Source organism: Psychrobacter sp. TWP2-1-2 (genome assembly GCF_049896785.1).
Taxonomy (GTDB): Bacteria; Pseudomonadota; Gammaproteobacteria; order Pseudomonadales; family Moraxellaceae; genus Psychrobacter.
In genome coordinates this window covers 60662-76572 of record NZ_JAFCVA010000005.1, presented here as the reverse complement: position 1 = coordinate 76572, position 15911 = coordinate 60662, and the positions used below count along the sequence as shown (strand labels likewise).

At 41.8% G+C, this 15911-nt stretch carries 13 protein-coding genes and 2 tRNA genes; 4 read left to right on the top strand and 11 right to left on the bottom strand.

Features of this window, described 5'->3' with window-relative positions; genetic code table 11:
• Nucleotides 1–174: 174 nt before the first annotated feature.
• The 7 genes from infB to tpiA form a co-directional block, all read right to left on the bottom strand.
• A complete protein-coding gene (gene infB / locus ACP7AE_RS06385) occupies nucleotides 175–2901 on the bottom strand; it encodes a translation initiation factor IF-2 (protein WP_045443021.1) in 2727 nt (908 codons plus the stop codon).
• A gap of 151 nt (nucleotides 2902–3052) precedes the next feature.
• Nucleotides 3053–4537, bottom strand: coding sequence for a transcription termination factor NusA (gene nusA / locus ACP7AE_RS06380; RefSeq protein WP_426242037.1), 1485 nt, complete (start codon nucleotides 4535–4537; stop codon nucleotides 3053–3055).
• 158 nt (nucleotides 4538–4695) lie between these two features.
• On the bottom strand, nucleotides 4696–5196 hold the full coding sequence (gene rimP, locus ACP7AE_RS06375) for a ribosome maturation factor RimP (protein ID WP_045454872.1): 501 nt from the start codon (nucleotides 5194–5196) through the stop codon (nucleotides 4696–4698).
• Nucleotides 5197–5642: 446 nt separating this feature from the next.
• A tRNA-Met gene (locus tag ACP7AE_RS06370) sits at nucleotides 5643–5719 on the bottom strand.
• Between the two features lie 125 nt (nucleotides 5720–5844).
• A tRNA-Leu gene (locus tag ACP7AE_RS06365) sits at nucleotides 5845–5928 on the bottom strand.
• A gap of 186 nt (nucleotides 5929–6114) precedes the next feature.
• Nucleotides 6115–6423, bottom strand: coding sequence for a preprotein translocase subunit SecG (gene secG, locus ACP7AE_RS06360; RefSeq protein ID WP_025652589.1), 309 nt, complete (start codon nucleotides 6421–6423; stop codon nucleotides 6115–6117).
• 214 nt (nucleotides 6424–6637) lie between these two features.
• Nucleotides 6638–7450: a triose-phosphate isomerase gene (tpiA, locus tag ACP7AE_RS06355; protein ID WP_201539386.1), complete on the bottom strand. Its 813-nt coding sequence runs from the start codon at nucleotides 7448–7450 to the stop codon at nucleotides 6638–6640.
• A gap of 628 nt (nucleotides 7451–8078) precedes the next feature.
• Here tpiA and pilB point away from each other — a divergent pair.
• The 4 genes from pilB to coaE all read left to right on the top strand — a co-directional run bounded on the left by pilB (nucleotide 8079) and on the right by coaE (nucleotide 13142).
• Nucleotides 8079–9788: a type IV-A pilus assembly ATPase PilB gene (pilB, locus tag ACP7AE_RS06350; RefSeq protein ID WP_201539385.1), complete on the top strand. Its 1710-nt coding sequence runs from the start codon at nucleotides 8079–8081 to the stop codon at nucleotides 9786–9788.
• A 391-nt stretch (nucleotides 9789–10179) separates the two neighbouring features.
• On the top strand, nucleotides 10180–11403 hold the full coding sequence (locus tag ACP7AE_RS06345; RefSeq protein ID WP_426242035.1) for a type II secretion system F family protein: 1224 nt from the start codon (nucleotides 10180–10182) through the stop codon (nucleotides 11401–11403).
• A gap of 25 nt (nucleotides 11404–11428) precedes the next feature.
• Nucleotides 11429–12331: a prepilin peptidase gene (locus ACP7AE_RS06340; protein ID WP_426242033.1), complete on the top strand. Its 903-nt coding sequence runs from the start codon at nucleotides 11429–11431 to the stop codon at nucleotides 12329–12331.
• Between the two features lie 124 nt (nucleotides 12332–12455).
• Nucleotides 12456–13142: a dephospho-CoA kinase gene (gene coaE / locus ACP7AE_RS06335; RefSeq protein ID WP_109590566.1), complete on the top strand. Its 687-nt coding sequence runs from the start codon at nucleotides 12456–12458 to the stop codon at nucleotides 13140–13142.
• Here the strand turns inward: coaE and rlmB are convergent.
• The 4 genes from rlmB to ACP7AE_RS06315 form a co-directional block, all read right to left on the bottom strand.
• Complete coding sequence (rlmB, locus tag ACP7AE_RS06330) at nucleotides 13105–13875, bottom strand: 23S rRNA (guanosine(2251)-2'-O)-methyltransferase RlmB (RefSeq protein ID WP_198330480.1); 771 nt, start codon at nucleotides 13873–13875, stop codon at nucleotides 13105–13107. The two genes, coaE and rlmB, sit on opposite strands and share 38 nt — an antisense overlap.
• Before the next feature lie 212 nt (nucleotides 13876–14087).
• Nucleotides 14088–14423: a pyrimidine/purine nucleoside phosphorylase gene (locus ACP7AE_RS06325; RefSeq protein WP_198330479.1), complete on the bottom strand. Its 336-nt coding sequence runs from the start codon at nucleotides 14421–14423 to the stop codon at nucleotides 14088–14090.
• 446 nt (nucleotides 14424–14869) lie between these two features.
• A complete protein-coding gene (locus ACP7AE_RS06320) occupies nucleotides 14870–15391 on the bottom strand; it encodes an IS630 family transposase (RefSeq protein WP_265089306.1) in 522 nt (173 codons plus the stop codon).
• Nucleotides 15375–15713 carry an IS630 transposase-related protein gene (locus tag ACP7AE_RS06315; RefSeq protein WP_227676266.1) on the bottom strand — a complete coding sequence of 113 codons (339 nt, stop codon included), beginning with the start codon at nucleotides 15711–15713 and terminating at the stop codon, nucleotides 15375–15377. Before ACP7AE_RS06315 ends, ACP7AE_RS06320 begins: the two co-directional genes overlap by 17 nt.
• Nucleotides 15714–15911 lie beyond the last annotated feature (198 nt).

The window sequence follows — 15911 nt, the reverse complement described above, 5'->3', positions numbered from 1 at the left end:
TTCACTGATTGATATATTGGCTTATTAACAAATTTTAGGACTAATAGTTGGTAAAAAAGGCCTAGCAGGATGTACCTGTTAGGCCTAAGTACAGCTAGATATTAAGAAGATACTAACCTGCTCAGCTGATTAAGCATATTGCATGATTAGATATCCTGCTATCGAACTGTAACGTTAGATAGTACGTGCAAACTCTTGGATTTCAAAGACTTCGATCTTATCGCCAGCTTCGACATCATAGCCACGAACAGCCATACCACATTCCATACCAGTACGTACTTCATTAACATCTTCTTTATAGCGACGCAATGATTGCAATTGACCGGTAAAGATAACTTGGTCATCACGCAATACGCGGATAGGTTTGTTGCGATAAATTGTACCTTCAACCACCATACAACCAGCAGCAGCACCGAACTTACTAGAACGGAATACTTCACGAACGTCTGCCACACCAAGGATTTTCTCACGATGTTCTGGCGCAAGCATGCCACTCATAGCTGCTTTTACATCATCAATCAAACCATAGATAACACTGTAATAACGGATATCCATGTTGGCGGCATCCGCTTTGCGACGTGCGGTCGCATCAGCACGAACGTTGAAACCTAACAATACCGCTTCGCTAGATTCTGCAAGTGTCACATCAGATTCAGAGATAGGACCGACGCCTGAGCTGATTACTCTGACTTTAACTTCATCAGTTGATAGCTCATTCAATGCAGAAAGCAGTGCTTCAAGCGAACCACGAACATCGGTTTTCAATACGATATTCAAGAATGACACATCGCCTTGTTCCATCTGATCAAACATGCTTTCTAAACGCATGGCATTCTGACGTTCAAGTTGACGCTCACGCTCACGGTTGCTTCTAAACTCTGCCACTTCGCGAGCTTTTTTCTCGTCGGTTAAGACTAAGAACTCGCTGCCAGCTGCTGGCGTTTCAGGTAGGCCTAAAATTTCTACAGGGATAGAAGGACCTGCTGATTGAATACGCTTACCATGTTCATCAGTCATCGCACGAACTTTACCGTAATGCTCGCCTGCCAAGACCAAGTCGCCTTGCTTCAATGTGCCTTTTTTAACTAAGACACTGACAACTGGACCGCGCCCTTTTTCAAGTCTTGATTCAATGACCACACCTTGAGCAGCGCCATCTAACGGTGCTTCTAGCTCCATTAGTTCAGCTTGTAGGCTAATAAGTTCTAACAGTTCATCAATACCATCACCGGTTTTGGCTGAGATGCGAGCCATTGGGGTATCGCCGCCCCACTCTTCTGAAACGACTTCTTTAGCAGTCAATTCATTAAGGACGCGATCTGGATCAGCGCTTGGCTTATCCATTTTATTGATTGCAACGATAATTGGCGTACCAGCAGCACGGGCATGATCGATAGCTTCTGCTGTTTGCGGCATCATACCATCATCAGCGGCCACAACTAACACAACAATATCAGTTGCCTGTGCACCGCGTGAACGCATAGCACTAAAGGCCGCGTGACCTGGAGTATCAAGGAAGGTAATCACACCACGATCGGTTTTAACGTGATAAGCACCGATATGCTGAGTAATACCACCCGCTTCACCAGTTGCCACTTTTGTTTCACGAATTTTATCAAGTAATGATGTCTTACCGTGATCGACGTGACCCATGATTGTGACGACTGGCGGACGAGTTTGAACGTTACTGCTACGCTCATCAACGGCGTCTTGTAGATCGTCTTCAACCTTAGTATCACTAACCAGTACTGGATTGTGACCCATCTCTTCAACAAGCAAACTTGCTGTCGCTTGATCAATCGTATCTGACTCACGAGCCATCTCACCCATTTTCATAAGCAATTTGGTGACTTCGCGCGCTTTAACTGCCATACGTTGAGCAAGATCTGCGACTGTAATTTGTTCACTAATCTCAACATCGTAAACAATTTTTTCAACAGGTTTTTCGAACTTATGTTGTGATGCTTGCGTTGAACGCAAACCGTTTTTACGGTTCTTGATTTCACGCTCATCTTGATTCTTACGACGACCACGGCCACGAGCACTAGTACTACTGGTGCCACGCTTGATTTCACGACGTTCTTTTTCAAATGATTCTTCTAAGGCATCACCAACCAAACCTTCTGCTAGTGGCTCATCTTTACGAACTTCAGAAGCAGGCTGATCTGTATATTTTCCAGCCATTTTACGCATTTGTTCAAGCGTACGTTTCTGTGCTTCTTCAGCTTGAGCGCGGCGTGTTTCTGTTTCGATTTCACGTAAACGAGCTTCTTCTTTCTCACGCATTTCGCGCGCTTTACGCTCAACTGCCGTTTCAACTTTCGGTTTCGTCGCTGCAACTTTTTTCTTCGGTTGGTCTTTAGGTTTTACTTCGACAGTGGTTTTGCCACCTTTTTTCACAACCACTGAGGTTGAGATATCGTCGTTTTTATCATCTGACTTTTTGCTAGAGCCTAAGCTTGCACGCATTGCAGCCAAGGTTGCAGCTTGACGTTCTTCAGATTTTTTCTTGGTAGCAGCACGCTCTTCAGCATCTTTAGCAGCACGTTCTTGCGACTCAATCATCGCTTGCTCACGCGCAGCCAACTCTTCAGCCATTTTTTCTGGATCAGGCTTTTCAAATACTTTCTTTTTACGCACTTCCACATTGACGCTCTTAGATTTACCTGAAGAGCCGGTCACGCGCGCAGTACTAGTTGTCTTAGATTTAAGACTAATACGACGCTTTTCTTGCTGACCATGACTTTGCTTTAAATACGTCACCAACTTCTCTTGCTCAAGCTCAGTGACTAGGTCACCTTCTGCACGAGCAGGCAGTCCAGCATCTACCAATTGCTGTTGTACAGCACTTGCGGTTTTGCCTACCATATCTGCCAGTTCTTTGACGGTCTTATCTGCCATTTATTATCACCTACTGTCTATTATTTGCTATATGTTCAATTCAGTTGTTGGCTACAAATGATTGGGGTAAGGCTGGTATTGGTACTGCGTTCATACCAGCACTTTATTATCGATAGCATATCACTAAAAGACAGCGATATGCAGTTACCGCTTATTCATTGAACCAAGATTCCCGAGCTTTCATGATGAGTTTTCCTGCGGTTTCAGAGTCTAAACCTTCGATATCTTCGAGATCGAAGACTGCTTGTTCTGCCAAATCATCAACGGTAATAATGTCTTTTTGTGCCATTTTATAGGCCCAATTGACTGTCATACCTTCAAGCTCTTGTAGCTCTTGACTTGGCTCTTTCATGTTCTGTTGTTTGACCAGCTCATCAGCGATGACCACTTCTTTTGCACGCTCTTGAATCATCTCAATTGCTTCATCGTCTAGACCTTCAATATCATAAAAGGTTTCAACTGGTACGTAAGCCACTTCTTCAATACTGGTAAAACCAATATCGACAAGTGCTTGCGCTAAGTCTTTATCTACTTCTAAACGTTCATAGAATAATTCGATAAAGGCTTTCGATTCGTTTTGTTGACGCTGCTGATATTCTTCTTCTAGCATCATATTAAGCTTATAGCCCGTTAGCTCAGACGCCAAACGTACGTTTTGACCTTGTGAACCGATCGCACGCGCCAACTGATCATTGGTGCTAAAGATAATATCAGCCGTTTGCATATCTTCATCCAAGATGATGCTACTGACGTCAGCTGGCTCTAAAGCACTGATAATGAACTGTGCTGGATCATCTGACCATACCACTACATCAATGCGTTCGCCATCAAGCTCCTGCTGTACGGCTTGGATACGTGTACCACGCATACCAATACAAGCACCAACTGGATCGATACGATGATCGTTGGTTTTCACAGCTATTTTAGCACGAGTACCCGGCAAGCGCGCGACGTTGCGGATTTCAATAATTTGTTCGGCAATTTCAGGCACTTCTTTTTGCATCAATGCTGAAAGCATTTCAGGATGAGTACGAGACAGTAGCAACTGAGCGCCGCGGTTTTCACGGTTTACATGATACAAAATGGCATTGATACGTGATTTTGCACGTAATTGCTCACGCGGCAGCATCTGATCACGTGACAAATAGCCTTCGGCATTGTCACCTAGATCAATGATATAGCCATCACGAGTCTGCTTCTTGACTTCGCCATACATCATCTCGCCAACACGTGGCTCAAAAGCATCTGCTACTAAATTACGCTCAGCTTCACGAATCTTTTGGATGATGACTTGTTTGGCTTGCGTCGCAGCAATACGACCAAACTCAATCGATTCAATCTGTTCTTCTTTGACATCGCCGATTGACCATTCTTCTGGATCAAGATCGCTGATGGCTAGCTGACAAGCAGGCATTTCATGGTCTTCATCTGCAACCACTGTCCAGTAACGATAAGTATCATAATCGCCCGTTGTACGGTCGATAGCAACCCGTACTGCCACTTCTGGCTGTTCGGTGTATACTTTTTTCTTAGTCGATACCACCAAAGCATCTTCTATCGCTTCAAAGATATCTTCAGGATTTAAGCCCTTTTCATTACTGACAGTTTCTACTACCGTTAAGATTTCACGACTCATGCTATACCTGTCCTATCATTTTTAATTGACTTAAATTTTATAATTTATGTATTGCTATTATATTTTCACCGTAAGCTATATAAGCTGTTTGGATATTAAAATGCTGATGAATGATTTGTTACTTCAAGTTTTCAAATCAAACCAAGCTGTACAAAAGCTTAGGCATCTTCATAAATCAAATTGGCTTTATCAATATTACTCAGCGCAATCTCAAACTGCTGACCATCGCTTGATGTCAGATTTAAGACATTTGCATCGATACTATCTAAAGTACCTGTCGCTTTGCGACGTTTTTGATCACCTTCACCAATCGCTTGTATTAGACGCAAGCTGACAGTTTGACCAACATAGGCATGCATCTGCTCATCGGAAAAGAATGCACGGTCGAAACCTGGTGAAGAAACTTCTAAGATAAACTCACCAGCAATCGGATCATGAACCTCAAGAATACCGCTCACTTGATGGTTCACTGCTGCACAGTTTTCAATGGTTACTTGTTTATTTTGGGCCTGCTCTTCTGGCAATGCCTCAATATAAATGCGTAATAAAGAGCGATTGCCTTGCGGTGCAAACTCGATACCCCATAATGCCACATCGCAAGCCGCGACGGCAGGAGCAATAATATTGGTCAGTTCTGTAACTTTGGTTGAAAGCTTCATAATCTATTTATCTTTTCCTATTCACGTATCTATCGTACTTAGTAAACCGCGTAATTGTCGCTCACTCATGAAATTTATTTATTAGTAAGAGACACAGTCATTATATTATCTTAAATCACAAACATATTATTTTATATGATATGCGCTTATATAGGGATGAGCACAAAAAACATCAAGCTCAGCCAGACAATGCTTTTATTATTCACAAAGCAGTACTATCGATAAAGGAGTGAGGAATAAAGGATAGTGTGCTTAAGAAGCAGCGCGCCGATAGCGGCAGGTGACAACCAATAACGAATAATATCGCACTCTATAGAACTAGAGCTTAGCATAAGTAGGATAGATACCGCGATACCACTGACCGTCAGATACAAAAAAACCCACAAACATAATGGTGGGCTAATCGTTACTGACAAATTTAGTGTACAAAACATCAGTATAAAAAGTGGTAGCGGGGGCTGGATTTGAACCAACGACCTTCGGGTTATGAGCCCGACGAGCTACCAGACTGCTCCACCCCGCATCAATCTATGGTGCGTATTATAGGAGGGTTTTATATAAGTGTCAATCTTTATTTTAAATAAATTAAACTAAATTTCTTACCTATATTACTAACGCCGCACTTAATACGTTACAACTTTAAAAACTTGGTGCGATTGGGGGGACTTGAACCCCCACAGCTTGCGCCACCACCCCCTCAAGATGGCGTGTCTACCATTCCACCACAATCGCATTTTTCACTGCTCTATTATTACTATCTAATCTATCATAATAGATGCTTAAGGTAGGCATCGATAGAATCAGACTGCTAAAACAGAAAAGCATTGTAAATCTAACGTCTCAAAATAGCAAGAGCTGCCTCAATTAAAAGGCAATGACTAAAGACAGCTATTAAAGGCAAGTGTCTTTAAAATACAGTTATTGAGGATTCTGTGTCAATGGACGCGGCGTTTGTGGTGCTGACACAGGTGCATCTAAACGGAACTGATCTTCAGCCTGTTTGCGCGCGTGAACGGCTAGCGTCATACTGGTGATAAAGAATATCACTGTTAAGACTGCTGTCGCACGCGTTAAAAAGTTCGCTGTTCCTGCCGCACCAAAGACCGTACCTGACGAGCCAGCGCCAAAAGAAGCTCCAGCGTCTGCCCCTTTACCATGCTGTATCAAAATCAAGCCGATCATGGCAATCGCCACGATAATATGCAGGGCTAATATAAACGTAAACATGGTGGCCTCTTTTGCCGCGTAATGACGACTGATAACGGAAAATAAATCTTACGGTTAATAGGAATAGCAATTGACGGGTAATGCTGCCAAATCGATTATATAAATAAGGCGCATTGTACACGATTGCAAGGGCACTGTTAAACCTACTTTTGCCAACTGATAAAGACATTTTATAATCGAGACCGCTATGAAATGCACGTTTTATCTCTATTAACTAGTCTTTAGCTCGACTAAAGGCATTGGCAATTGCCAAAAAACTCTCTACCTTTAATGATGCGCCGCCAACCAATGCCCCATCAATCATAGGATCTGCGGCAAAGCTATCAGCATTGTCCGCATTGACACTACCACCATATAGCACACTCATTACCTTTAGTGATTCTGCAAAGCCTGTGATGGTTTGCTTAATATGCTGATGCGTTTGACTGACTTCGCTCACGGTTGGGACTTTGCCAGTACCAATCGCCCATACTGGTTCATAAGCAATGATCAGTCGATCAGATAGTGATGACATGAGATCAGGTTGGGTAGTAATCACTTCTTTTATTACTGATAACTGAGTGTCAATTACGTCAAGGGTTTGCTTATCATCATATTGAGCCTGAGTTTCACCAATACAAAATACCACGCCCAAACCTTGGGTGAGTGCGTGAGTCACTTTTTGCAATAACGTATCGTGAGACTCGCTATGATACTGGCGACGCTCAGAATGACCCAGTATCGTCCAAGTTGCCCCAGCGTCTGCTATTTGCTGTGCTGAGCAATCGCCCGTATAAGCGCCAACGCTAGCACTATGCGCACTGACGTCTTGCGCTGCACTCAATATCGAACTACCGACTAAACGCGCACTGACAGCTGCCAGATGAATACAGCTTGGTGCCACCATCAACTGACAGCGACTATTTGACCGTTCTGTGGCGGCTTGCTCTTTAGCATCAATCGTAGTCAACAAATTATTCAACAATAAATCGACGTCGTGACTCGTTGCTGGATTTTGTTTCCAATTACCAATTACCCAAGCTTGCATACTCATCTACCTTGTTTCATCTATTCTTGCCAATTTGGCTAATATGCGCGCCAGTATAACAAATAATTCCCAAGTGCTATAGTATGCTGCCGCCAGCAGAAAAACAGACAGTCAATGCAAATATTTACTAGGGCGTGTCCTCACTCTAAAAAATATTGATAAAAATGAGATAAATTACTGTCAAACAAGGAAAGCAGCACAAATATTATCGAGATATTGATAGGCTATTAAACGATGTTTGGCAGAATTTAGCCTATTTAGAAAATAGTCTATTGAATTGAAGACACGCCCTAGACATTGTCTCAAGCTATGATTTTTTGGGTCAAGCACTCAATCGTCCATATAAAATCTTTAAACTAAAGTAATGTTTTATAGTATTGTGTCTATATATAACAGAACATTATCAATAATCTAATGACCAAGCTACTGATAACCTACACTATTAAAACGCTTTCTCTGCTAAGTCTCTTGCAAGAGCATCTCTGCATTGACTGTTATTAATGATAGCCTAAAGGCTAACAATGACTTATAGCAGGTATCTGTTAAAATTTATAATAGTAAATGGCTCTCAGAAGTATATGGATTTCAGATAAATATATAGCATATTGGGTATTAAGGAGAAGTCGTAATGTCTATCACCACGAGCAAATATGGTGGTTTAGCGCACCAGCTAATCAGCGAAGGTATCGTCAGCGAAGCGAATATGAAAATTGCGCAGACCGAATCGCAACAGCAACAAGTAGGACTAGTGCCCTACCTAGTCGACAATAAATTGGCAGATGCTTATCATCTTGCGCAGATGTTGTCACAAGCTTTTGGTGATCCTCTTTTCGATCTTGATGCTTTACATGTTGATGTCATTCCAAAAGACTTAGTAGATGAAAAAATCGTTCGTAAATTTAATGCGTTGCCACTATTCAAACGAGGACAGCGTTTATTCGTAGCATTGAGTGATCCAACTCGTGTGGATGCAATCGACGCTATTGCTTTTAATTCACGGCTGTCTATTGAAACTATTGTCGTCGAAGAAGATAAGTTAAAAAAGCGTATTGAAAGTCTTTACGCTGATACCATGCAAAATTTTGATAGCTTCTCTGATAGCGATTTAAATATTGGCTTTGATGAAGGTGAAGAAGAGGAAAGCGAGACCAAGCTTAGTGATAGCGTCGAGGAAGCACCTGTTGTAAAATTTGTTAATAAAATGCTGGTTGATGCCATTCGTATGGGCGCCTCTGATTTGCACTTTGAACCCTACGAAAAAACCTATCGCGTTCGCTTTCGTGTCGATGGGGTGATGCAAAAAATGGCCAATCCACCTGTACAACTGGCTGGGAAAATCGCAGCTCGTTTAAAAGTCATGTCGCAGATGGATATTTCAGAGCGCCGTGTGCCACAAGATGGACGTATCAAGCTCAAGATATCTAAAGATAAAGCCATCGACTTTCGAGTAAGCTGTCTGCCTACCCTATTTGGCGAAAAACTTGTACTTCGTATTTTGGATCCCTCTTCAGCGATGTTGGGTATTGAAGCGCTCGGCTATGAACCTGATCAGAAAGATATGTTTTTAGAGGCACTGCATAAACCGCAAGGTATGTTGCTTATCACGGGACCAACTGGTTCTGGTAAGACCGTGTCGCTTTATACTGGTATTAATATTTTAAATACTGGCGCGACCAACATATCCACTGCTGAAGATCCAGTGGAGATTAACTTGGAGGGGATCAATCAAGTCAACGTCAATCCAAAAGTGGGTCTAACTTTCGCAAATGCCCTCAAATCTTTTTTACGCCAAGATCCTGATATTGTCATGGTCGGTGAGATTCGTGACCTTGAGACTGCTGAAATTGCAATTAAAGCAGCGCAAACAGGGCACATGGTGCTCTCAACCCTACATACCAACTCAGCACCTGAAACACTGACGCGGCTGCGCAACATGGGTGTGGCCTCCTTTAATATCGCGACTTCAGTGAACTTGGTTATCGCCCAGCGCTTAGCACGACGTTTGTGTAAAAACTGTAAAAAACCTATCAACATCCCTAAGCAAAGTCTGCTTGAGCTCGGCTTTACAGACGCTGATTTGGACAATCCAGACAATATCATTCACGAGCCAGTAGGCTGTAATGAATGCCGTGAAGGTTATAAAGGACGAGTCGGTATCTACGAAGTTATGAAAGTCAGCCCTGATATCTCACGCATCATTATGGAAGACGGTAACGCGATAGATATAAAAGACGCTGCACTTAAAAATGGCTTCCGAGACCTGCGTCGCTCTGGGATTTTAAAAGTCTTACAAGGCGTAACAAGTATTCAAGAAATGATGCGCGTTACTTCTGAGTAAGAATACTGGCTATGCACATGTTACATACGCACAAAAAAACAGACAGTGCTGATCACTAAAGAGAAACGTTCAAAATGATTAACTCAACTACTTTTAACATTGAATTGTCGAAAAACAGCTTTTAGTAATGCACTGATAAAAGGGTATTTGGACATTCAAAACTGTCCTTATATGAGTATTGCCATTATTTATATGAGGACTTATATGATGGGTGGTAATCGTACGGAATTTTATAAATCAGCAATAATCTCTACCAGATATACTTAAATATAAAACAGAGTTATACTGGTTTTTTACGTTAAAATAAAGTATGCCTTTTTTATGTAATGAGTCAGGCATCGTTGTACATCTTTGCAAGATCTATATTAGACAATATTTTGAGGGTAGTAACATGGCAAAAGCGAAGACCGACGTGCTATTAGACTTTGTCTATGATGGGGTGAATCGACGCGGACAAAAAGTAAAAGGGGAGACTACCAGCCGTAGTTTAGAGTTGGCAAAAGCCACTTTACGCAAACAAGGTATCAGTGTCAAAGGTATTAAGAAAAAACCAAAGCCGCTTTACACTTTCAAAAAATCCATCAAACCTATCGATATTGCTATTTTTGCCCGTCAATTAGCGACCATGATGAAAGCGGGTGTGCCATTGACTCAATCTTTTGAGATTGTTGCTGACTCACTTGACAATCCAAGTATGAAAGACTTGGTATTACAAATAAAATATGACATTGAAGCGGGTGGGACTTTTGCTTCAGCATTGCGTAAGCACCCACGTTATTTTGACGACCTGTTTTGTTCACTCGTCGATTCTGGTGAGCAGTCTGGTGCACTGGAAACCATGCTTGAACGCGTTGCTACCTATAAAGAAAAAAGTGAATTACTTAAAGCCAAAATTAAAAAAGCAATGAAGTACCCTATCGCGGTTGTCGTTGTCGCTATTATTGTGACTATGATTTTGCTAATAAAGGTCGTGCCGGTATTTTCAGAATTATTTGGCTCATTTGGTGCAGATTTACCTGCATTTACCCAAATGGTTGTTAATATGTCTGAGTGGATGCAGGTATGGTGGTTCATTCTAGTTGTTATTATTGGTGGTGCCATTATTGGTTTTTCGGAGGCCAAAAAACGGTCTAAAAAATTCCGTGATTTTTTAGACCGTGCAGTATTAAAAGCTCCAATATTTGGAAATATCGCTTATCAAGCGGTTATTGCCCGTTTTTCCCGCACACTATCGACTACCTTTGCTGCAGGCGTGCCGCTTATTGATGCCCTCGATTCTACAGCGGGTGCAACCAATAATGTTGTATTTTATAATGCCACTCAGCAAATCAAAAATGATGTTTCTACTGGTCAACAGCTACAGTTTTCAATACGTTCTACTAATTTATTTCCAAGTATGGCTATTCAAATGGTTGGTATTGGTGAAGAATCCGGTAGTTTGGAAGAGATGTTAGATAAAGTTGCTGTCTATTATGAAAATGAAGTGGATAACGCCGTTGATGGTCTAACTAGCTTGATGGAGCCTATGATTATGGCGGTGCTCGGTGTATTAGTAGGTGGCTTGGTGATTGCCATGTATTTACCGATTTTCCAGATGGGCTCAGTAGTAGGCTAAAAGCTATTTAAAGGACAGCTTGTTCATGCAATTTATAGAGTTATTACAAGACAATATGCCTATCGCTTTAGGCATATTCGGCCTATTAGGTCTTTGCGTTGGCAGTTTTTTAAATGTGGTGATTCACCGTATTCCGCTGATGATGGTTTATAGTTGGCGACAAGAGTGCAGCCAGTTTATGTCAGAACAAGCAGACATGCCTCGCGAACACACTCTGCCCCTAACAAATATCGTAGCAGCTGACCAGCCGATTACTTTGATTCGACCAGCCTCACGCTGCCCTCATTGCGCCCACAAAATAAAGTGGTACGAAAACATACCGTTAATTAGCTGGTTAATACTACGTGGCCGTTGCTCAGAATGTAAAGCATCGATTGGACTGCGTTATCCACTGGTTGAGCTAGCAACAGCCCTACTATCAATGTTAGTAATTTATCAGTTTGGCGTAACTGCAGCTGGCTTGTCAGCCCTGATTTTGGTATGGACGCTGGTTGCATTAACTGGTATTGATTTTGATACCCAATTACTGCCTGATCGCTTGACCTTTCCATTAGCGGGTTTAGGATTAGCAGTGAATTCACAAGGCTGGTTTGTCTCACCTACCCAGTCAATTTGGGGCTTATTGCTAGGATTTTTGTCATTGTGGATAGTGGTTAAGATATTTTATCTAATCACTAAAAAGCATGGTATGGGGCAGGGAGATTTCAAATTATTGGCAGTATTAGGTGCTTGGCTTGGGCCCATGATGTTGCCATTGATTATTTTATTGTCTTCTCTATTAGGCTCAATTGTTGGGATTATTTTGATGAAGAAGCAGGGTGAAAGCAAGCCGTTTGCCTTTGGTCCTTATATCGCTATCGCTGGTATTGTTGCTTTATTATATGGCTCAGATATCGTCAACTGGTATCTCGGCATGTATACTTACTAAATTGTCCTAGAAAGTATTTCGGTCACTCCTTTTTAAACAGACACCAAATCTTAAAATAGGCACCAAAATACTTTCTTAGCTTATAACCATCACTGTCATTATATCGAGCAGATAAGTCATTATTATGTCAAAACAATCATTTTCACCTTATTCTCATAAGCCCCAGACCCCGCAAAAGAAAAGCAAAACTTTAGTAGTTGGCTTAACGGGTGGTATCGGTAGTGGTAAGTCCGCTGCGAGTGCTTGGTTCGCTGAGCAAGGCATTGATATTATCGATGCGGATGTGATTGCCCATGAAGTCGTCGCTAAAGGTAGCAACACTCTGCACAAAATCCAGAAAAAATTTGGTGATTGGGTGTTGAATAGTGATGGATCAATGGATCGAGTGGCAGTAAGAACGCACGTCTTTTCACATCCTGAGGCATTGATTGAGTTAGAAGCAATCACTCACCCAGCGATACGCGAAGCAGCAAAAGCACAGTTGGCAACCAGTACTTCGCCTTACGTGATATTGTCAGCGCCTCTACTTATTGAAGCAGCAGAAGCAGGACTTGCCAATTTATGCCAACGTATCTTAGTAATGGATGCCACCGAGGATACGCAGATTGCGCGTGCCAGTCAGCGCGACGAACAAAGTATACAAAAAATCAAAGCCATCATGGTGAATCAGCTGAGCCGCGAAGAGCGTAATCGTCATGCAGATGATGTGGTGCTCAACGAAAGTGATCTTGCGGCTCTGTATGTGCAACTAGCGCCATTACACCAAGAATATCTTAAGCTTGCCCAACAGCTAAAGTACGCTGTCGATTGACTTCATATAGCGCCATACCAGTGGCAACACTCACATTTAGACTTTGAAGGTTGCCATGCTCATTTCCTGACATCGGAATATACACCAGCTCATCACAGCTCTCCATAGTCAGGCGACGCATCCCCTCACCTTCTGAACCCATGATAATGGCTGTTTTGCCAGTCAGATCAGCAGCATGAATGGGTTTGGCATCCGCATTAAGCGCTGTACCAAACACAAATACCCCAGCATTTTTGATTTGCGTGAGCGTACGTGCCAGATTGGTAACACTAATAATCGGCATCATCTCTGCTGCACCGACTGATACTTTAGCCACTGTTGGTGTCAGACTTGCCGCATGATGTTTCGGACAAACCACGGCATCCACACCCATCGCCACTGCGGTACGCAAGCAAGCACCAAAGTTATGTGCATCCGTAATTTGATCTAAGACCAATAATAAGCATTGGTCACGCCCAGCAAGGGTAGCAAGCAAGCCTTCATCAGCAAATCCTAAAGGACGCGCATTCAGCACCACACCTTGGTGCTGCGGGCTGCCACACAATTGCGTGAGTTTGTCTTTTTGCGTGGGTTGGATACTGATACCATTGTCACGTGCTTGCGCCATAATCGCTTGTACATGGCTATCAGTCTCACGACCTTGCTGCACAAACAAGCTTAGCCCATCTAAAGGACGATATTCGAGTAAGGCATCAATCGCATGAATGCCATAAAAATAGGTAGGTTTTGCCATAATAGGCCTATTGATTATAAAGTGGGTATCGCGCTATATGATAAAAACTAGGCGATAAAAAGAGATGACAGTAATTGTATCAATAAATGGATATCTGCATATAAATAATATCAGCAGAAAAAGAAAAACCTTACCAATCCGATAAGGTTTTTCTTTTTTTGAGTAAAAGGCTTTTTGCTGTCATCAATCACTTAATAACAGCTTTAGCAAACTTACCCTTCTAAGTGGCAAATATATTGAACAATTTCTTCTGTCCGCAGATTAAAACCACTATTACCTTCAACCACGAATGATTGACCAGCGCGGTAATAGCTGAATTCTTCGTCACCATTAATTTTGACCTCACACTCACCGCCCGTGATCTCGATACGCTCGGAGGTATTGGTGCTAAAATGATAATGCTCAACCAAATTATCACAAGGCAAGATAACGCCCAATGTTTTATGTCGACCATCTTCGAACATAATAGTGTGGCTTGAACAACGACCATCATAAGATATCGTAGCTTGAGCATTGACTGTTACATTAGTAAATTGCGCCGCTGTCATAGTGGCTTCCTTATCAAATAATCATTACGAAACTAAAAAATAAGTAATTGGTTAGAGTACCGCCAGAGTTGCATCGTTAACCGACACCTCTGTACTACGTACTGTATCCTTCTATACTAGATATCTGTGCGCTAGAGCTAGCCACAGGTTCTATGAAAATACTTTAGAATAATGACCGAGTGGCATACTCTTCCAACTATACGCCTATCATTTTACAAAATTATGACTCGTTATCGTGTATTACACTGCACCAATCTAATCAGAAGAGTTTATCATTATGTGAGATTATGCTACCACATTATATCTATAAAGTTTGTTAAAGCGACTAGGAAAATGCTGTTTGATGCGAATCCTAAACTTAGTTACTCACCTTTTTTTGAGTCAACACCTGATCACTACAATTGGGCTATTTTTATAAGTTTAATCCGCAACCATGCTTAGTATAGTCAGTCCAAAATAAAACTGGAACAGCCCATATCATAAAATAGTTCAGGTAGATTATTCTCCATCCACCCTTGTCGTAGGAACTTAGCTTGTGCCCATTTTTTCTCAATGGGATTTAGATCAGGACTGTAGGGTGGCAGCGATAAAATACGATGGCCGTGCCTGTTCAGTAGTTTTTGAATACGCGTGCTCTTATGAAAGCGGGCATTATCCATAACGATCACGCATTTGGTCTTGAGACTTGGAATTAGCGTGAACTTGCACCAGTCATAAAATATATGGCTGTTGATATTTTGTTCAAAGTAATCAAGCGCAAATAGCATCTTTTTATACAAAGCACCGATGACATTAGTACGCTTTTTTGCTTGCCAGTTGTAGCTGTCGATACAGGGTTTGCCTCTCGGTGAGTATCCGTAGGGTCTGATAGTTTCAGCTTCAAAACCGCTTTCATCCATATAAACGATGGGATAGCCTTGAGTCATATAATCATTTAAATGATTGAGATACTTAGCTCTTTTTATCAAACAGGCTTTTGGATGTTCTAAGGTCTTTTTTTTGACTGATACCAAGACGTTTTAATGCGGCTTCTATACCTGATTTACTACAGCCTAAACGCCGTGCTCGCTCGTACATATAATCGTCTGGATGCTGCTCAATATCTTTCAATAAGGCTTGATTTGATATTTTAGTCGGTGCTTTATTTCTGGTGGTTTTAGGAGCTAAGCTCTGCTGCCAGCTGTGAATCGAGCTTGTGCTAAGCTGATAAAAGTTAGCTGCTTCTCGAATGGTCATGCCGTCTTTAATGCTACGCAGTACTTGTTTGCGATAGTCGATTGAATAGGTCATCGTTTATTTCACTAAATGCAATTATTAATAGGATTGTATCGGTTTTATCTAAGATTGACTATATACAGCCATCATTTTGACAGGCTTAATCATCTTAATGATTGATATTGTGAATATTATGATGATGACTCATAGCCAGTTTTTGACAGTTTTATGGTAATCTTCCAATAATAAAATCTATTATACATCACTTGAAAG